19 protein-coding genes are annotated in these 17017 nt (G+C 62.2%); 13 read left to right on the forward strand and 6 right to left on the reverse strand.

What is annotated here, in order from left to right; genetic code table 11:
- The first annotated feature begins 1 nt into the window (after nucleotide 1).
- The 11 genes from cheY1 to YH62_RS11145 all read left to right on the forward strand — a co-directional run bounded on the left by cheY1 (nucleotide 2) and on the right by YH62_RS11145 (nucleotide 10060).
- Nucleotides 2–367, forward strand: a complete 366-nt coding sequence (gene cheY1, locus YH62_RS11095; RefSeq protein WP_046794221.1) for a chemotaxis response regulator CheY1 — start codon at nucleotides 2–4, stop codon at nucleotides 365–367.
- Nucleotides 368–383: 16 nt separating this feature from the next.
- Nucleotides 384–2666: a chemotaxis protein CheA gene (locus YH62_RS11100; RefSeq protein ID WP_046794222.1), complete on the forward strand. Its 2283-nt coding sequence runs from the start codon at nucleotides 384–386 to the stop codon at nucleotides 2664–2666.
- A gap of 3 nt (nucleotides 2667–2669) precedes the next feature.
- Nucleotides 2670–3137, forward strand: a complete 468-nt coding sequence (locus YH62_RS11105) for a chemotaxis protein CheW (protein WP_046794223.1) — start codon at nucleotides 2670–2672, stop codon at nucleotides 3135–3137.
- Nucleotides 3134–4042, forward strand: a complete 909-nt coding sequence (cheR, locus tag YH62_RS11110; protein WP_046794224.1) for a protein-glutamate O-methyltransferase CheR — start codon at nucleotides 3134–3136, stop codon at nucleotides 4040–4042. Before YH62_RS11105 ends, cheR begins: the two co-directional genes overlap by 4 nt.
- Nucleotides 4039–5079: a protein-glutamate O-methylesterase CheB gene (gene cheB, locus YH62_RS11115; RefSeq protein WP_046794225.1), complete on the forward strand. Its 1041-nt coding sequence runs from the start codon at nucleotides 4039–4041 to the stop codon at nucleotides 5077–5079. The genes cheR and cheB overlap by 4 nt, the downstream gene beginning before the upstream one ends.
- A complete protein-coding gene (locus YH62_RS11120) occupies nucleotides 5080–5469 on the forward strand; it encodes a response regulator (RefSeq protein WP_037158816.1) in 390 nt (129 codons plus the stop codon). It abuts the gene before it with no gap.
- Entirely contained in the window at nucleotides 5466–6020 is a 555-nt protein-coding gene (gene cheD / locus YH62_RS11125; protein WP_046794226.1) for a chemoreceptor glutamine deamidase CheD, read from the forward strand. The genes YH62_RS11120 and cheD overlap by 4 nt, the downstream gene beginning before the upstream one ends.
- A 42-nt stretch (nucleotides 6021–6062) precedes the next feature.
- Nucleotides 6063–6449, forward strand: coding sequence for a hypothetical protein (locus YH62_RS11130; RefSeq protein ID WP_046794227.1), 387 nt, complete (start codon nucleotides 6063–6065; stop codon nucleotides 6447–6449).
- A gap of 155 nt (nucleotides 6450–6604) precedes the next feature.
- Entirely contained in the window at nucleotides 6605–8278 is a 1674-nt protein-coding gene (fliF, locus tag YH62_RS11135) for a flagellar basal-body MS-ring/collar protein FliF (RefSeq protein ID WP_046794228.1), read from the forward strand.
- 288 nt (nucleotides 8279–8566) lie between these two features.
- The gene (locus YH62_RS11140; RefSeq protein WP_052760388.1) at nucleotides 8567–9301 is read left to right on the forward strand and encodes a helix-turn-helix transcriptional regulator; all 735 of its coding nucleotides are present in this window, start codon (nucleotides 8567–8569) and stop codon (nucleotides 9299–9301) included.
- A gap of 9 nt (nucleotides 9302–9310) precedes the next feature.
- Nucleotides 9311–10060 (forward strand): helix-turn-helix transcriptional regulator, encoded by a 750-nt coding sequence (locus tag YH62_RS11145; protein WP_046794230.1) that lies wholly within the window; start codon nucleotides 9311–9313, stop codon nucleotides 10058–10060.
- Nucleotides 10061–10102: 42 nt separating this feature from the next.
- On the opposite strand, the gene YH62_RS11150 is transcribed toward YH62_RS11145, so the two are convergent.
- The 6 genes from YH62_RS11150 to motA form a co-directional block, all read right to left on the reverse strand.
- Entirely contained in the window at nucleotides 10103–10543 is a 441-nt protein-coding gene (locus tag YH62_RS11150) for a hypothetical protein (RefSeq protein ID WP_046794231.1), read from the reverse strand.
- A gap of 5 nt (nucleotides 10544–10548) precedes the next feature.
- Nucleotides 10549–11625 (reverse strand): flagellar biosynthesis protein FlhB, encoded by a 1077-nt coding sequence (gene flhB / locus YH62_RS11155; protein ID WP_046794232.1) that lies wholly within the window; start codon nucleotides 11623–11625, stop codon nucleotides 10549–10551.
- A gap of 166 nt (nucleotides 11626–11791) precedes the next feature.
- Nucleotides 11792–12841 carry a flagellar motor switch protein FliG gene (gene fliG / locus YH62_RS11160; protein WP_046794233.1) on the reverse strand — a complete coding sequence of 350 codons (1050 nt, stop codon included), beginning with the start codon at nucleotides 12839–12841 and terminating at the stop codon, nucleotides 11792–11794.
- Between the two features lie 27 nt (nucleotides 12842–12868).
- Nucleotides 12869–13393 carry a flagellar motor switch protein FliN gene (fliN, locus tag YH62_RS11165; protein WP_046794234.1) on the reverse strand — a complete coding sequence of 175 codons (525 nt, stop codon included), beginning with the start codon at nucleotides 13391–13393 and terminating at the stop codon, nucleotides 12869–12871.
- Between the two features lie 73 nt (nucleotides 13394–13466).
- On the reverse strand, nucleotides 13467–14420 hold the full coding sequence (locus YH62_RS11170) for a FliM/FliN family flagellar motor switch protein (protein WP_046794235.1): 954 nt from the start codon (nucleotides 14418–14420) through the stop codon (nucleotides 13467–13469).
- Nucleotides 14417–15286: a flagellar motor stator protein MotA gene (gene motA, locus YH62_RS11175; protein WP_046794236.1), complete on the reverse strand. Its 870-nt coding sequence runs from the start codon at nucleotides 15284–15286 to the stop codon at nucleotides 14417–14419. The genes YH62_RS11170 and motA overlap by 4 nt, the downstream gene beginning before the upstream one ends.
- A gap of 199 nt (nucleotides 15287–15485) precedes the next feature.
- Between motA and YH62_RS11180 the strand changes: the two genes are divergently transcribed.
- Both YH62_RS11180 and flgF read left to right on the forward strand, forming a co-directional pair.
- The gene (locus YH62_RS11180; protein WP_046794237.1) at nucleotides 15486–16265 is read left to right on the forward strand and encodes a DUF1217 domain-containing protein; all 780 of its coding nucleotides are present in this window, start codon (nucleotides 15486–15488) and stop codon (nucleotides 16263–16265) included.
- A 1-nt stretch (nucleotide 16266) separates the two neighbouring features.
- Nucleotides 16267–17001 (forward strand): flagellar basal-body rod protein FlgF, encoded by a 735-nt coding sequence (gene flgF, locus YH62_RS11185; RefSeq protein WP_046794238.1) that lies wholly within the window; start codon nucleotides 16267–16269, stop codon nucleotides 16999–17001.
- The last annotated feature ends 16 nt before the right edge of the window (nucleotides 17002–17017 follow it).

The raw sequence follows: 17017 nt of genomic DNA on the forward strand, positions 1-17017 counted from the left end.
CATGAAGAAGAAAGTGCTGACCGTGGATGACTCGCGGACGATCCGGAACATGCTTCTGGTGACGCTGAACAATGCCGGCTTCGAGACCATTCAGGCCGAGGATGGCGTGGAAGGCCTCGAGGTTCTCGAAGGCGCCAACCCCGACGTCATCGTGACCGACATCAACATGCCGAGGCTGGATGGCTTCGGTTTCATCGAGGGCGTGCGCCGCAACGAGAAGTACCGCGCGGTGCCGATCCTCGTGCTGACCACCGAAAGCGACCAGGAAAAGAAGAACCGGGCGCGCCAGGCCGGTGCGACCGGCTGGATCGTCAAGCCCTTCGACCCCGCGAAACTGATCGATGCGATCGAGCGTGTAACTGCCTGAACCGGGATTTCCTCCGATGGACATGAACGAAATCAAAGAGATCTTCTTTCAGGAATGCGAAGAGCAGCTCGCTGAACTGGAATCCGGTCTTCTCAAGCTGAACGACGGGGATCGCGACCCCGAGACGGTGAATGCCGTTTTTCGCGCCGTTCATTCCATCAAGGGAGGTGCTGGCGCCTTCGGGCTCGATGACCTCGTCTCCTTCGCGCATGTCTTCGAGACGACGCTGGATTGCGTCCGCTCCAACCGCCTGGAGCCGACACCCGACGTGCTGAAGGTGATGCTGAAATCGGCCGACGTGCTGGCCGATCTCGTGACAGCCTCGCGCGATGGAGGCAGCGTCGACGCCGCGCGCAGCCGTGGCCTGGTGAAGGAACTCGAGGCGCTTGCCAATGGTGAGCTGCCGGCCCCTTCCGTTCATACCGAGGCGGCCGCTGCAAAGCCGGCCGAGGCCGCTCCGCAGCCGACCGATGAAAGCGGCTTCCAGCCCATTCCGTTCTCCTTCGACGGGTTTGACGAAGAGGACGAGGTGACGCTCGAAGGCTCCGCCTATGAGATCGTCTTCAAGCCTCGCCGCGAGCTCTATTCGAAGGGCAATGAGGCGGCACTTCTCCTGCGCGACCTTTCCCGCCTGGGCGAGATGAGCATCCATTGCGATACGGACGCGCTGCCTGCCCTGGACCAGATGGACCCGGAGGAGGCCTATTTCGCCTGGAAGATTTCGCTGAAGACGACCAGGGGCGAGGAGGATATCCGGACGGTCTTCGAATTCGCCGAATGGGATTGCGATCTCGAGGTGAAGCTCGCCGAACCGGCTCGTCCGGACGAAGAGCAGCCGATGGTGCCGGTTCCCTTCGATCTCTCGATCCTGGACGAGACGCCCACCTCGGAAGAGGAAAGCGAGGAGCCCTCGGCCTCCGGAATCGTCGCTGCTACTCTCGCGGCTGCCGAGACCGCCACGAACGTCACGCGGCTTGCGAGCGTCGCGGCGCGCGTGGCCGAGCGGCAGGAAGCGTCGGCGGCCGCCGCCGCACCCGCGATTGCCGCGCAGAACACGGCCGCCGCTTCCAGCGCCGGCCAGACGATCCGCGTCGATCTTGACCGTGTGGACCGGCTCATCAACCTGGTGGGCGAGCTCGTCATCAACCAGGCGATGCTTTCCCAGAGCGTCATCGAGAATGATGCGACCGGCACCTCCTCCATCAACATGGGTCTCGAGGAGCTGCAGCAGCTCACCCGCGAGATCCAGGATTCGGTCATGGCGATCCGCGCCCAGCCGGTGAAGCCCGTCTTCCAGCGCATGTCACGCATCGTCCGCGAAGTGGCCGACATGGTGGGCAAGTCGATCCGCCTGGTGACCGAGGGCGAGAACACGGAAGTTGACAAGACGGTCATCGACAAGCTGGCCGAGCCGCTCACGCACATGATCCGCAATGCCGTAGACCACGGTATCGAGACGCCTGAGAAGCGCGAGGCCGCCGGCAAGTCCCCGGAAGGCACGATCAAGCTCACCGCGAAGCATCGTTCGGGCCGCATTCTCATCGAGCTGCAGGACGACGGTGCCGGCATCAACCGCGAACGCGTGCGCCAGAAGGCGATCGACAACGACCTGATCGCGGCGGATGCGAACCTCACCGACGACGAGATCGACAACCTGATCTTCATGCCGGGCTTCTCGACCGCCGACAAGATTTCCGACATTTCCGGCCGCGGCGTCGGCATGGACGTGGTCAAGCGCTCGATCCAGGCGCTCGGCGGCCGCATTTCGATCTCGTCCAGGCCGGGACACGGCTCCACCTTCACCATGAGCCTGCCGCTGACGCTCGCCGTGCTCGACGGCATGGTCGTGACGGTCGCGGGCCAGACGCTGGTGGTGCCGTTGACGGCGATCGTGGAAACGCTGCAGCCGGAAGCCTCCGCCATCCATTCCTTCGGCGCGAACCACCGGCTGATTTCGATCCGCAATTCCTTCTGCCCGCTGGTCGATGTCGGCCGTATCCTGAACTTCCGCGCCATCCAGGCGAACCCGGTCGAGGGCGTCGCGCTGCTGGTGGAATCGGAGGGCGGCGGCCAGCGCGCCCTGATGGTGGATGCCATCCAGGGTCAGCGCCAGGTGGTCATCAAGTCGCTCGAAGCGAACTACACCCATGTGCCGGGCATCGCGGCCGCCACCATTCTCGGCGATGGTCGCGTCGCCCTCATCCTGGATGTCGATGCGGTCGTTGCGGCCTCGCGCGGCCAGGCCCTTAAACCGGAATTGGCGCTGAAGCCTGAAATGCCTCTTGCAGCCGCGGGATAATCCATGTCGTACGCCGTGAAGAATCTGACCCAGGGAAGCCGCGAACTCATCGCCTTTCGCATCGGCGAGCAGGAGTTCTGCGTGAACATCATGTCGGTCCGGGAAATCCGCGGGTGGACGCCCGCAACCCCCATGCCGCATGCGCCTGCCTATGTGCTGGGCATCATCAACCTGCGCGGCGCGGTGCTGCCGATCGTCGATCTGTCGGCCCGGCTCGGAATGAAGCCGACCGAGCCCTCTCCCCGCCACGTCATCATCGTGGCGCAGGTGAAGAGCCGGGTGGTGGGCCTGCTGGTTGAGGCCGTTTCCGACATCCTGACGGTTACAGACGAGAACATGCAGCCGGTGCCGGAAATCTCCTCCGATATCGAGAAACAGTATGCGCGGGGCATTCTCGCCATCGAAAAGCGGATGATCTGCATGATCGAGCTGGATGCGCTCTTCCCCGAGAAGGAAAGCGAAGCCGCATGACGTCCCTGGGCCTTGCCGAAAGCCGGCAGCATCCCGATGAGATCATGGCGAACGGAGAATATCCGCTGACGCGCCGCGATCTCTCCGAAATCGCGGCGATGATCTATTCCGATGCCGGAATCTATCTGAACGAATCCAAGGCCTCGCTGGTCTATTCGCGGCTGTCGAAGCATATCCGCGCGCTCGGCCTCAAGGGTTTCCGGGAATATTGCGCGCTCGTCGCCTCGCCGGAAGGCGCGGTCGCCCGGCGCGAGATGCTCTCGCATCTGACGACCAATTTCACCCGTTTCTTCCGGGAGAACCACCATTTCGAGCACCTGCGTGATCACGTACTGCCGGGGCTCATTGCCCGTGCGAAGAACGGCGGCCGCGTCCGCATCTGGTCGGCGGCCTGCTCGGACGGGCAGGAGCCCTATTCGATCGCGCTGACGGTTCTTTCCATGCTGCCGAACGCGGCCGATTACGACTTCCGCATCCTGGCGACCGATATCGACCCGAAGATTCTCGCGGCTGCAAAGGCCGGCATCTATGACGAGGGCGCGCTGGAGACGGTCTCGCCGCCCATGCGCAAGCAATGGTTTCGCGAGGTGGAGGCGGGCGGCCGCCGCAAGTTCCAGGTCGATGACCGGGTCAAGAAGCTCATCACCTTCAACGAGCTGAACCTGATGGCCCAATGGCCGTTCAAGGGAAATTTCGACGTCATCTTCTGCCGCAACGTCGTTATCTATTTCGACGAGCCGACGCAGATGAAGATCTGGTCGCGCTTCGCAGCACTCCTTCCGGAAGGCGGCCACCTCTATATCGGCCATTCCGAGCGCGTCTCGGGAGACGCCAAGCATCTCTTCGACAACACGGGTATCACCACCTACCGCCATATCGGCAAGAACGTGGGGAGGAAGGCATGAGCGCCCCTGCACGCGTTCTCGTCGTCGACGATTCCCCCACCATGCGCGGGCTGATCACGGCCGTGCTGAATTCCGATCCGGAAGTCAACGTGATCGGCCAAGCCGGCGATGCGCTCGAAGCGCGCGAAGCGATCAAGCGGCTCGATCCCGACGTGGTGACGCTGGATATCGAAATGCCGAACATGAACGGCCTCGATTTCCTCGAAAAGATCATGCGGCTGCGCCCCATGCCGGTCATCATGGTTTCGACGCTGACCCATAGGGGCGCGGACGCGACGCTCGCGGCACTCGAGATCGGCGCTTTCGACTGCGTCGGCAAGCCGGTTCCGGGCGATGTCCGGCCGTTCGTCGATCTCGCAGAGAAGGTAAAGGCGGCGGCCCGCTCGCAGCGCCGCGGCCGCAGTCCGGTTTCCGCTCCCGCCGTCACGCCGGCTGCCGACTACAGGGTCGGCCGCAAGATCGTGGCGATCGGCTCATCGACCGGGGGCGTGGAAGCACTGATCACGGTGCTGCAGAAGTTCCCGAAGAACTGCCCGCCCACCATGATCACTCAACATATGCCGCCCACGTTTACCAAAAGTTTTGCGGAGCGGCTTAATCGTATCTGCGCTCCCGTGGTGCAGGAAGCGACCGATGGCGCGCGGCTGGAGATCGGCAAGGTCTATATAGCGCCAGGTGGCGACCGGCATCTCCAGGTGGTCAATCCGTCGGCCCCGAGCTGCCGCCTTGTCGAGCGGGAACCGGTCAACGGCCACAGGCCGTCGGTGGATGTCCTGTTCGATTCGGTCGCGGAACTCGCCGGCCGCAGCGCCGTCGGGGTGATCCTGACGGGCATGGGCCGCGATGGAGCGGCCGGACTGCTCCGGATGCGCAGCGCAGGCGCGCGCACCATCGGGCAGAACGAAAAAACCTGTGTGGTCTACGGCATGCCGAGGGTTGCCTACGAGATGGGAGCCGTCGAGCAGCAATTGCCGCTGGGCTCCATCGGAGAAGAAGTTTTGAAATTAACTGCCGCCCGGAAGGAAGGTACCGAATAAATGTCTCTCGCGGAAAAAATCAAAGTCCTGATCGTCGATGATCAGGTGACCAGCCGCCTGCTGCTCAGCGACGCTCTGACCCAGCTCGGTTTCAAGCAGATCACCGCCGCCGGCGATGGCGAGCAGGGCATGAAGATCATGGCCGAACAGCCGCATCACCTAGTCATCTCGGATTTCAACATGCCGAAGATGGACGGCATCGGCTTCCTGCAGGCCGTCCGCAGCAATCCGAACACGAAGAAGGCCGCGTTCATCATTCTGACCGCTCAGGGCGACCGCGCACTCGTGCAGAAGGCCGCCCAGCTCGGCGCCAACAACGTTCTCGCCAAGCCGTTCACCATCGAGAAGATGAAGGCAGCCATCGAGGCCGTGTTCGGAGCGCTGAAATGACAGACGCCGCCGCGGCCAGGCGTGTCCACATCATCCAGGGCGAGTACAAGGTCGAAAACGACCCGAACGTCGTCCTGGCGACGATATTGGGCTCATGCGTGGCTGCCTGTCTTCGCGATCCGGTCGCCGGTGTCGGCGGCATGAACCATTTCCTGCTCCCCGGCTCCGGAGGCGCGGCAGCCTCCGGCGGGGATGCGACGCGCTATGGCGTGCATCTGATGGAACTGCTGATCAACGGTCTCCTGAAGCGGGGAGCCCGACGCGACAGGCTGGAGGCGAAGATCTTCGGCGGCGCGAAGACCATTGCGAGCTTTTCGAACGTCGGTGAGCAGAACGCGGCCTTCGCCATGCAGTTCCTCAAGGACGAGGGCATTCCGGTGGTCGGCTCGTCCACCGGGGGCGAGCACGGCCGCAAGCTCGAATACTGGCCGGTCAGCGGCAGGGCGCGCCAGTATCCGCTCACCGGCGCCGAAACGCAGAAGACCGTGGCCATGGAGCAGCGCCCGGTGCGCGCGCCCAAGCCCGCCGAAAGCTCCATCGAATTCTTTTAGCCCTGAAACGCTCTAAGCAATGCCTTTTCCGGCGAGGAAACCATGAACGAAGTCGTCACACACGCCGCCTCTACCGAGGAATCCCTTCCTGAGGTCCTGATGCGGCTGGTTTCCGAACTCCACGACGTCGCCTATCTCATCGAGCGCGTCGAGCCGCAGCTGCTCGAGCTTGGCGGACCCGACGTCCTCCAGTCGCCGGAGAGCATCAAGGTACTGCAAGGCATCGATCTCGCCGTCCAGAAGACGCGGGGGCTCGCCGAATTCATCGACACCATCACCGCTACCATTCCGGACCAGTGGACCGTAGACGTGTCCACCGCGCTCAGCCTCGTCAAGCTTGCCGACATGCGCAAGGCGCTGGCGAACGGGCTCCGTCACGGTCATTCCCAGCCGCTCGGCAAGGCAGCCGGCGATTTCGATTTCTTCTGATTGCGGGCCTTCTTGCACGGCTGGCTATAAATCACCCGCCACTTTTCACCGTCCCATGAGCGTCGAGCGCACTCGTCCGAAACGCTCGCACAAGCTTCGCTTCCTAGGGTGAGCCTGGAAAAGGCTCTATTTCCTTGTTTGCGATGTGGGACAGAATGAATCTGTTGGCTCAATTTTCACCTGTTTTCAAGAATCTGGCGGGTCTCGGCCAGACGCGGCTCATTGCGTTGGCCGGTGTCGGCGTGCTGTCGATCGCGATCGTGCTCGCGGCGGCGATTTTCGTGAACAAACCCGCCTATGAGACCTTGTATGTGGGGTTGGAAACCACCGACCTGAACCAGGTGAGCATGGCGCTTGCCGAAGCCAGCCTGCCATTCGAGGTCGGCCCGGACGGGACGAGTATCCGGGTGCCGGTCGGCAGCACGAGCAAGGCGCGCCTTCTGCTCGCCGAGCGCGGCCTGCCGAACAGCGCCAATGCCGGTTACGAACTCTTCGACAATGTCGGTTCGCTCGGTCTTACCTCCTTCATGCAGGAAGTCACCCGGGTGCGGGCGCTCGAAGGGGAGATCGGCCGCTCGGTCCAGCAGATCAACGGCGTGTCCGCCGCCCGCGTCCACATCGTCATGCCGGATGTCGGCAACTTCCGGCGCGGGGAGCAGAAGCCGACCGCCTCCGTCATGATCCGTGCGAGCACGTCGGCCGGCCGGAAGGCCGCGGCAGCGATCCGGCATCTGGTGGCCTCCGCCGTGCCTGGTCTCGATGTCGATGACGTCACCATTCTCGATTCCACGGGCCAGTTGCTGGCCGCCGGCGACGAATACGGTAACAACGAACTCAACCGGTCCCTGAACATCGTCCAGACCGTCCAGCAGGAAGTCGAGTCGAACATCGACAAGGCGCTTGCGCCCTTCCTCGGAATGGACAATTTCCGCTCCAGCGTGACGGCCCAGCTCAACACCGACAGCCAGCAGATCCAGGAGACGGTCTTCGATCCGGAATCGCGGGTCGAGCGTTCGGTGCGGGTCACCCGCGAAGAGCAGCGCTCGCAGCAGTCCCAGAACGATTCCGCGACGACCGTCGAGCAGAACGTGCCCCAGGCCGCGCCCGAGCCGGGCGGAGCCGCCGGTCCCCAATCCTCCGACCAGTCGAACAAGCGCGAAGAGCAGACCAATTACGAGATCAACTCGAAGACGGTCGCGACCACGCGTAACAGCTACCAGATCGAGAAGCTCTCGGTGGCGGTTGTGGTCAATCGTGGCCGGATCGCCAAGATGGTCGGCGAGCCCGCGGACCAGGCCAAGATCGATGCCTATCTCGCCGAGATGCAGAAGATCGTGACCTCGGCCTCCGGTCTGAACCCGGAGCGCGGCGACGTTGTTACGCTGACGGCAATGGACTTTCTCGAGACCCAGCTTCTGGATGAAGCTGCGGGCGGCCCCGGCGTCATGGAATCGCTCAGCCGCAATCTCGGCACCATCGTCAACTCGCTTGCCTTCGTCGCGGTCGCCTTTCTCGTGGTCTGGCTCGGCATCCGTCCGCTGGTGCGCAGCGTCACCGGCACCGGCGTTGCAGCGGAGACGACGGCGGACGCAGCCGGCCTGGAACTGCCCGACTTCTCTCCGGCCGGCGGCAGCCCGGGACTCATGGAAGGTTTCGGCGCGGACTTCGGGTTCGACAGCTCCGACGATCTTCTGGGCGGAGGCGACGAGGGCGGCTTCAACCGCCGCCTCAAGGAAGGTCCGGAACGGCGTCTCTCCCGCATGGTGGAGATCAGCGAGGAGCGCGCCGCCAAGATTCTCCGCAAATGGGCGGTCGACGAAGCGGCCTGAGCAGCCTTCACAAAAAAATGATCAGCATGGGCCGGACAAAATCCGGCCCATGCCTTTTAATGCATGTGTACATTCGGTCCACGACAGGCGTATCAGTAGACGCTGTCGTCCAGGCCACAGGAAACGGCGGAAGCTCCAATGGCGATTCCCCGGACGTTTCCTACAATGCTCTCGATTTAATGAGACGCGCCGAACCATGATGGTGGGCCTGCGGGAATGCGGCAGCGAGTATTTTGTTGGAGGTGAACTTGCCGGGACATGCGTCCCTGCAAGGCGATACAGATAGGAATGGGGTTGTTGGGGGCAGACACGGCATCGGAGGGGCGACATTTGGAGCCCACGGACACCAAGGCCTTGTCGCGCGAACAGCTGGCCCGGCGGATCACTGTTGCCGCGGGCGCCAACAACATCCAGGCCGTCATGCGCATCCTGGCCGATTATGTCGGGGCCTCACACTTCCTGCTCGCCAGATACGACCTCATTCAGGAACAGGGCCTCGATTTCATCGTCACCTCCAACTGGCCCTTCGATCTCGTTCGCAGGCTCGGATCGGAACTTGCGAGCGGTTACTCCCGCTCGACCGAGCTGGAAAAATGCCTTTCCCTGCTGACGCCGACCTTCTCGGTGCTGCCGGAAGATGCGCAGGTTCCGCATGAACTCGGCAGGCGATATTGTTCTCTTACCTTCTGCGTCGGGCGCACGCGCTTTTCCCTGATGCTGCTGTTCCTCGAAGGAGCCATCCTGTCCCAGGAGCGCCTGCGTGAGATCGGATTGCTGGCGGCCTACGGAGCGAGCTTCGCGGAGAGCAGGGATGTCCGCTCCGAGCGGGATTTCGAACTGACGGAACGCGAGCTCGAATGCCTGTTCTGGATCGCGGAGGGCAAGACCAGCGACGAGATTGCCGTCATTCTCGGTATCTCGCGCAATACCATCAACAACTACATCACCAGCGTGATGCGCAAGACGGCGACGAAAACCCGCTCCGAGGCGATTGCCTATGCGGTGCGGAACAATCTGGTTTAGGCGGGGCATATGGCGTATACACGCGGCGGTTCAGAAGGCCAGGGGGGCATCCAGTATCTGCGCCTCCAGCGCGCTTCCAGCCGATCGGATATCTTTCCGAAAATGATCGCCATGCAGAAGAATCTGAAGGCCCGCAACTTCGCGGTCTTCCGGATCGCCGGCGCCGGCCTGCCGAACAAGCGCAAGCTGGTCTGCGAGCTGGAGAATTGGGGCGCGGGCGGTCTCGAGAACGGCAACAGGCTCATCGAAGGCTATGGCGAGGTTTTCCTCGAACATATGGAACTCTCGCTGTTGCCGCTGATCTGGCGCGGCGCGGACGCAACCGGGGCCGGCTCTGCCGAGGCTGGCGAACTTTCTCCCCTTGTCCGCCGGCTCGAACCGGACGTGGTGCCGGTTTCCGGCGTCGCCTTTCCGGTGCGGCTCGGCGCGCTCGGCAACGGCTATGCCGTATTCCTCGGCAATTCGATGGATCTGGGAAGCGATGCCATCATCGAGCAGCATATCCGCAGTTGCCAGGTGATGATGGACCTGCTGGCCCTCGACGAAAAGCGAAGCGTGCCCGCCGAATCGCTCAGCGAGCGCGAAATCTCCTGTCTGCAGCTCGCCGGTGACGGCAGGATCAGCGAGGAGATTGCCGAAATCCTTGGGCTTTCGGTTCACACCGTCAATGCCTATCTCGGCTCGGCGACCATCAAGCTGGATTCGGTCAACCGCATCCAGGCGATCGCCAAGGCCATCCGGCTCGGCTACATCAACTGACGCAGGCCGTCGGTCCGCGTCAGTCCGTACTGCATTAGATGGCTAAAACACCGCCGCGGAGGATTCGCTCCGCATGAATTGCGCTTCCGCAAGGCTCCGCTCCAGAAAAGCGGTGTTCTCCTCCGGGCTCTCCGACGGATCGTGAAAGGCGATGTGATCGATCTCGATGCCCGCCTGCGCGTCGGTCAGTGTCAATCGCGCGTAGACGTTTATGCCCGGCGGCTTGATCTCGAGGTCGAGGATGACCTCCGCGGGACCGCTCCATTCCAGCCTGTATTCTCCGCCGGCGCCGAAATTGACGGTTCCGGGGTGGAAATAAAGCTCCGCGGCCGAGGCGACCAGGTCGGAGAGATTGCCGTAGCATTCGAAGCGCAGCAGGGAAATGAGGTCTGCGGCGTCGAGAAGGCGCAATTCCGTCGCCACGGGGCTCAGGGCTCGGGCGAGGATCTTTTCACGTTCTGTGGAATGGGAGCATTTCTTCATGACGCCTAGCGTGTCCGTTGCTTGAGCGACCGGGTTGCGTAGACCCGGTGCACGAGTTCTGCCACTGCCTTGTAGAAGGCTGGTGGTATGACACTATCTACCGAGACTTGCGCAAACATGGAGCGCGCAAGCGGCGGGTCCTCGAAGACGGGGATGGCATTGGCCTCCGCGATCTCGCGAATTTTCAACGCGATGAGATCCTGGCCCTTGGCGACGACGATCGGCGCATCGTTTTCTTCCCGCACATAGCGGAGCGCCACCGCATAGTGGGTCGGGTTGGCGATCACCAGCGTGGCGCGGGGAACATTGTTGATCATGCGCCGGCGGGCGCGGTCGCGCGCCACGGATCTCTGGCGGGATTTGACCAGCGGATCGCCCTGCGACTGCTTGTGTTCGTCCTTCACTTCCTGCTTCGTCATCTTCAGCTCGGTGAACCAGTGATGGCGCGTCCAGAGGAAATCGATGACCGAAAGCACGGCGGTCGACAGCAGGATGACGACGACCATCTTGCGCGTGATCGTATCGAGCTTGACGAGAATCACCTGCGGATCGGAAAACATCGCGTCCAGCGAGGCGAAGAACTCGCCCCGCAGCGCGAAATACATGATGATCGAGACGACGACGATCTTGAATACCGATTTGCCGAACTCGATCAGGCCCGGCAGGCTGTAGATGCGCTTGAAGCCCTTGGCCGGCGAAAGCCGTGACGCCTGCGGCCTGATTCGCTCGAGCACCAGTGACGGCATGTTCTGCGAGATCGAGGACACGATGCCGAATACGATGAAGAGCAGCATGGCGGGCGCCAGCACCGCGGCGGCGGCCCAGGCAAGATGCACGCCGAGCGAAATCAGGTCCTGTGTATTCTCCAGGCGCCATTGATCGGGCTGCTCGAAGAGGTCCTTCAGCGTTTCGCCGAGTTGCGAGACGCTTGAGGGAAGAAAGAAGACGAGAAAGAGATAGAAGGCGAGCGTCGAGGCGAAGATCGTCACCTCGCGGGAAAAGGGCACATTGCCTTTCTCGGCCGCCTCGGTCAGCTTCTTGGCTGTCGGGCTTTCTGTTTTGCTGTCTTTATCGTCCGACAAGGCTCATCCCTGCACGCGAATCGGCTCCCTGCCTCGCTTCACGTTATCTCATTGCCGGCTAAATCCCATTCGGGACGGCAAAAAGCCTGTGTACGAGAGTGCCAAAACGGCAAGGGCGGAACCGGCATCAGCCCGCTCCGCCCCTTAATAGTTTTCATATTCAGGCTCAGGCGGCTTCCGCGGCCTTCTCGTCCTCGGTCTTCTCCTTGAGCAGGATCTGGCCAGAATTGGAAAGCCGGATCGCTTCCTGGGCGATGGCGCGGCGGGCGATGGCGATCTCGCGCGGGTTGAGCGGCGCGCCGAGAACTTCCAGATCGGACTCGATCATGCGGCGCTGGCGAGGGCTGATCGCCGAAAGGACGCATTCCTTCATCTCGACCGTCGCGCCGCGCAGCGCCATGGTCAGCACGTCGGATGCCACGTCGTTGAGCAGAAGAACACGGCTGCGTTGCGGCATGTACAGAAGGTCCTCGAAAAGGAAGATCTTCGGGCGCACCTTGGTCGCGGCTTCCTTGCTGATCGATTCCAGCGAGGTGAGAAGCGTATCGACCTGCGGCTTTTCGAGCTCGTTCATCAGCTCGGCGACCTTGTTCGTGCCATTGGAGTTGCGCTCCGCCTCGATGGCCTTGGTAAGCTCGACCACCCGGTTCTCGATGATCTGCGCGGCCTTCGGGCTGACTTCCTTCATGTTCACCGTGCGGTTCATGACATCGGCGCGGCGGCTTTCGGGAAGCTTGAGCAGAACCTTGGCGCCGAAGGAGGAAGGCATCATCGAAAGGATGTAGGCGATCGTCTGCGGGTGTTCGCGCGAGACGAACTTCGCCACGAATTCCGGCTCGGCTTCCTGCAGCTGATCCCAGATGGAGGCTTCATAGGCCTGGAAGGCCGTGCGGCGGCCGAGCAGCCCGTCGACTTCTTCCGGCGTCAGGCCTTCCTCCAGGATGGCCTCGATCGCCGTGGCATTGTCCATGAGGCCCGTGCCTTCGGTGAAGAGGTCCTCGAATTCGTTGACGAGCTGGGCGAGCTCGTCCGGCGGGATTGCCCGGAGCGTCTGCGCCGAAGCGATGATCCGCTGCAGTTCGTTCTGGGTGAAATACTTGAGAAGTTTGCCGGCGACGCCCTTGCCCATAGCGAGGAGGACAGCCGCCGCCTTTTCAGTATGGGACAACGGCTTCTCGGCGACTGCACCGCCACCGAAATCGTCAAAGTCCATCATGGCCTTTCCTCTCTGTCCCCACAGGGATCAGGTTCTTCTCGTGCTCAGCACTTCCGTCAGTTTCACGCCGAAGCGCGTGTCGTCGTGTTCCAGCACGGTGATTTCACCCTTGCCGATCCGGCGTCCGTTGACGGTGATTTCCACGGGCTCGCCGATCCTCTTGTCGAGGGCGATGGTCGCGCCTTCCTCGAGGTTCATCAGACCGGAGACCTGCATGCGGCTGGAGCCGAGGACGATCTCCACGTCGATCGGGATATCCATGATGAGGTCGAGATTGGCGTTGAGCGCGCTGCCAGGTTGCGGCATGGCTTCCGCGGAAGCGGAGAAATTCTCGCTACCGAAGCCTGCGCCGTTCATGTCGAACCCGCCGCCGAAGGCCGGGGTCTCGGCGGCGGAAAAATCGCTGCCGCCGATGTCGAAATCGGCGGGCGGCACGTCGGCATCGGCCTTCAGCACGCCGCGCAGATCGTCGATGGCCTGATCCAGTGCGACTTCATTGCCGACCGGCATCAATGCGTCGTCTTCGGTAAGGGGTATTTTCTTCGTAGCCATGCGATCATTATTCCCATTGAAACTTGCGTCAGCCTGCCCTTGGCGAATGAGACATGCACTCGGCTTGCGAGGCTCATCCCATAAGGTGCTTCAGGATCTCGTCGTCGGTGCTGATATTGTCCTTCACGCGGACCGTATAGCGCTCGCCCGAACGCCCGAACTCGCACGAATACATGTCCTTGCCGTTGGCGCTCACCCGAACCTGCACGTCTCCCTTGTCCTTGAAGGCGATGATATCACCCACCGCGAGCCGGGAAACCGTACCGAGCGTCAGGGCCTGCAGGCGGATCGTCGCCTCGAGCGTCACCTGGGACCGGCGGACTTGCTCTTCCATCCGCTCGGTCCATTCCTGCTTGCTCTTCGAAACCTGCCCTTTCGATCTCGGTGCGACCACCTTGGTCTTCAGGAAGGCGCGCTGGGGAATGATGAGGGCGAATTCCGAAACGACCGGGCCGAGCTCCAGCCCCATGCGGATCGCGACGCCGTATTCGAGCGGAGCGGCCTCGTCCGGCTGCGGCCGGTCTTCCGCATTGAGGGGCCGTTCGAGGCTAGCCTCGAAGCCGCCGGGCGCGTTGACGCCGGAGCGCAGAACATTCGCCATACGATCGAACACCATGGACGCAAGGTCGAGTTCGATATCGGAAAGCGGCCGCTCGATCGGCTGTTCGACGGTATGAGGACCGGCGCCCAGCATCAGCTCCATCAGCGCGATCACGAAACTGTTGCCGCAGGCGAACACGAAATTCGGGCACCAGTTGCGCAAGGTCCCGTCGGTAAGAGCGAAGGTATCCCCCAGGTCGGCGATCAGATCCGGCATCAGGCCGGATGTGCAGCCCTGATAGGAGACGGCGATGTCGATGCCGGTTTCGCTCTGGAACACGTCGGGGAAGAATTCGGTGTAGAGCTGCGCGAACTCGCCGCCGATCCTCTCGACCGTATTTCTGTCGCCGAGCCCTCCCGTCAGCTTCGCGAGAAGGGCGTGGTTCATGGCTGGTGGTGTGCTTCGCATCGCCTGGCTCATCGTCATGCCGCCTTTTCACCGCCCGGATTCATCATTTCCTGCTCGACGGAGTCGATCGACGGGCGCTCCTTGTTGGAAATCGTCTTGCGGCCGTATTCCAGAGCGACCTGCGGCACCGAGCCGTTCATGTAGGCGAGCAGGGTCTGCTTGACGATGATGTAGAGCCGGTGCTGCTTGTTGCGCACGATCTTGATCTGCGAGGCGAGCGGGTTGCAGACCGAGTAGGAAAGCACGATGCCGAGCATGGTGCCGACGAGGGCCGCGCCGACCAGGCCACCGAGAACTTCCGGCGATTCGTTGATCTTGCCCATCGCCTTGATGACGCCGAGCACGGCCGCGACGATGCCGATGGCGGGGAAGCTGTCTCCCATGGCGGTGATCGCGTGATACGGCTTCATCTTGTCGTGGTGCATGGTCTCGATTTCCTCGTCCATCAGCGCCTCGATCTCGTGGCTGCGGGCATTGCCGATGATGATGAGGCGCACGTAGTCGCAGATGAACGCGGTCAGTTCCTTGTTCTTCAGCACGGCTGGAGCGGACAGGAAGATCGAGGATTCTTCCGGGTTGTCGATATGGGCTTCGATCTCGTTGCGCGATTTGGTGCGCAGGTCGCGCATCAGCGAATAGAGCACGCCGAGAACGTCGAGATAGTCCCGCTCCTTGGGCACGACATTCCTGAAGGCTTCGCCCAGCGCCTTGCCGGAATCCTTCACGACCTTCATCGGGTTCGCCATGATGAAGCCGCCGATCCCCGCACCGCCGATGATCACCAGCTCGAACGGCTGGACGAGTACGTCGATGTGGCCGCCCATCGCCATGTAGCCGCCGATGATGCAGCCGAAGGTGATGACGAAACCGATGATAATGTTCATCCCATACCTGCGCTTGGTCGTTGTCCAATGCTCTCGGGATAAGGCGTCTGGCTTGCGTGAGGCTGGTTGGCCAAGCGTTTTCACCTGCGGGAAACGGAACAGTTTCGCGCAAGTCTTTTCCCATAGCTTCGGCAGGATCGGACCGGATTGCCGGCCGTAGAGCGATCTCCCGCGTTTTCCACGAATTTGGGCGAAGAAGATGATCACGACCTATGTCAGCTATACCCTGATCAGCCGCGACCTTCCGAAGTCGCTGGCCCGCGTCGCCGAGAAGCCGGATGTGGCGCGCGAGACGGAATATTATCTTTCCAAGATCGGCAGCATCAAATCGGTCGACGAATTCATGGCCGACAGCCGCCTTTATAACTATGCGCTGAAGGCGCATGGCCTGGAGGACATGGCCTATGCCAAGGCCTTCATGCGCAAGGTGCTGACCGAGGGCAACCGCGACGAGAACGCCTTCGCCCGCCAGCTGTCGGACAGCCGCTATGCGTCGCTGGTCGAATCGCTGAATTTCGAGACTCACGGCGCGGCGGCGACATCCTTCGAACGGGCGCAGAAGGGCGTGGTCGACAAATTCCAGCGCCAGACCCTGGAAGAGGAGGCGGGCGAGGAAAATCCCGGCGTGCGGCTTGCGCTTTATTTCGCGCGCACGGCTCCTTCCATCAAGTCTGGCATGGAAATCCTTGCCGACGACGCGCTCACGGAAGTGGTGCGCACCGTCCTCCAGATGCCCGTCGAGATGGCGTCGCTCGATGTCGACCGCCAGGCGGCCTTCATCGAGGAGGCTCTGAACATCGAGGATTTCCAGGATACGACGAAGGTCAACAAGTTCCTGGAGCGCTTCTCGGCCATGTGGGAGCTGCAAAATCCCTCCGATACCGGAACGAGTGCATCGGCGCTTTTTGCTCCCGCGTCGCAGGGGATCTCGCCCGATCTGCTTCTTTCCATCAATAACCTGAAACTCGGAGGCAAATGACATGCAATCCGGACTTTACGTCGGCATTTCTTCGCAGATCGCGCTGGAGCGCCGCCTGAACACGATCGCCGACAACATGGCCAACATGAACACGGTCGGGTTCCGGGCGACCGAGATCAAGTTCGACGAGGTCATGAGCAAGACGCGCAACGAGCAGAACGCCAAGATCGCATTCGTGACACAGGGCAACGACTATCTCGCCACGCGCACCGGGCAGTTGCAGCAGACGGGCAATCCGCTCGATTTCGCCGTCAAGGGCGATGCCTGGTTCGCGCTCGATACGCCCGCCGGCCAGGTGCTGACCCGTGACGGCCGCTTCACGATGGACGAAACCGGCCAGCTCCGCTCGATCCGAGGCTTTTCCGTTCTCGGTGCCGGCGGCGCGCCGATCCAGCTGAACCGCGACGGTGGTCCGCCGAGTGTCGGCGCCGACGGCATCATCATGCAGGACGGCCGGCCGGTCGCCAATCTCGGCCTCTTCACCGCAGACGTTTCGCAGGGCTACCTGCGCTACGACAACAGCGGCGTGATCCCCGTTCAGGCGCCGCAGCCGGTGGTCAACAATTTCGAATACGGCGTGGTCCAGGGCTATGTCGAGCAGTCGAACGTCAACGGCCTCGGCGAGATGACCGAGCTGATCCAGGTCAACCGTGCTTTCGAGAGCATTTCCGCCCTGATGCGGGATTCCGAATCCTCCTTCGGCGAGGCGCTCAGGACCCTCGGCGGCGCCCGATAAGGCTGAGAGAGACAAC

This window comes from Rhizobium sp. LC145, from assembly GCF_001005825.1.
In the GTDB taxonomy this organism is placed as follows: domain Bacteria; phylum Pseudomonadota; class Alphaproteobacteria; order Rhizobiales; family Rhizobiaceae; genus Neorhizobium.

Bases quoted from the DNA above. Each gene is read 5' to 3' on its own strand.
- cheD (WP_046794226.1), top strand. From the start codon at position 5,466: ATGACAGACGCCGCCGCGGCCAGGCGTGTCCACATCATCCAGGGCGAG.
- YH62_RS11170 (WP_046794235.1), bottom strand. From the start codon at position 14,420: ATGACGATGAGCCAGGCGATGCGAAGCACACCACCAGCCATGAACCAC.
- fliN (WP_046794234.1), bottom strand. From the start codon at position 13,393: ATGGCTACGAAGAAAATACCCCTTACCGAAGACGACGCATTGATGCCG.
- YH62_RS11180 (WP_046794237.1), top strand. From the start codon at position 15,486: ATGATCACGACCTATGTCAGCTATACCCTGATCAGCCGCGACCTTCCG.
- YH62_RS11130 (WP_046794227.1), top strand. From the start codon at position 6,063: ATGAACGAAGTCGTCACACACGCCGCCTCTACCGAGGAATCCCTTCCT.
- fliF (WP_046794228.1), top strand. From the start codon at position 6,605: ATGAATCTGTTGGCTCAATTTTCACCTGTTTTCAAGAATCTGGCGGGT.
- YH62_RS11145 (WP_046794230.1), top strand. From the start codon at position 9,311: ATGGCGTATACACGCGGCGGTTCAGAAGGCCAGGGGGGCATCCAGTAT.
- YH62_RS11140 (WP_052760388.1), top strand. From the start codon at position 8,567: ATGGGGTTGTTGGGGGCAGACACGGCATCGGAGGGGCGACATTTGGAG.
- YH62_RS11100 (WP_046794222.1), top strand. From the start codon at position 384: ATGGACATGAACGAAATCAAAGAGATCTTCTTTCAGGAATGCGAAGAG.
- YH62_RS11105 (WP_046794223.1), top strand. From the start codon at position 2,670: ATGTCGTACGCCGTGAAGAATCTGACCCAGGGAAGCCGCGAACTCATC.
- YH62_RS11120 (WP_037158816.1), top strand. From the start codon at position 5,080: ATGTCTCTCGCGGAAAAAATCAAAGTCCTGATCGTCGATGATCAGGTG.
- fliG (WP_046794233.1), bottom strand. From the start codon at position 12,841: ATGATGGACTTTGACGATTTCGGTGGCGGTGCAGTCGCCGAGAAGCCG.
- cheY1 (WP_046794221.1), top strand. From the start codon at position 2: ATGAAGAAGAAAGTGCTGACCGTGGATGACTCGCGGACGATCCGGAAC.
- cheR (WP_046794224.1), top strand. From the start codon at position 3,134: ATGACGTCCCTGGGCCTTGCCGAAAGCCGGCAGCATCCCGATGAGATC.
- flgF (WP_046794238.1), top strand. From the start codon at position 16,267: ATGCAATCCGGACTTTACGTCGGCATTTCTTCGCAGATCGCGCTGGAG.
- motA (WP_046794236.1), bottom strand. From the start codon at position 15,286: ATGAACATTATCATCGGTTTCGTCATCACCTTCGGCTGCATCATCGGC.
- YH62_RS11150 (WP_046794231.1), bottom strand. From the start codon at position 10,543: ATGAAGAAATGCTCCCATTCCACAGAACGTGAAAAGATCCTCGCCCGA.
- cheB (WP_046794225.1), top strand. From the start codon at position 4,039: ATGAGCGCCCCTGCACGCGTTCTCGTCGTCGACGATTCCCCCACCATG.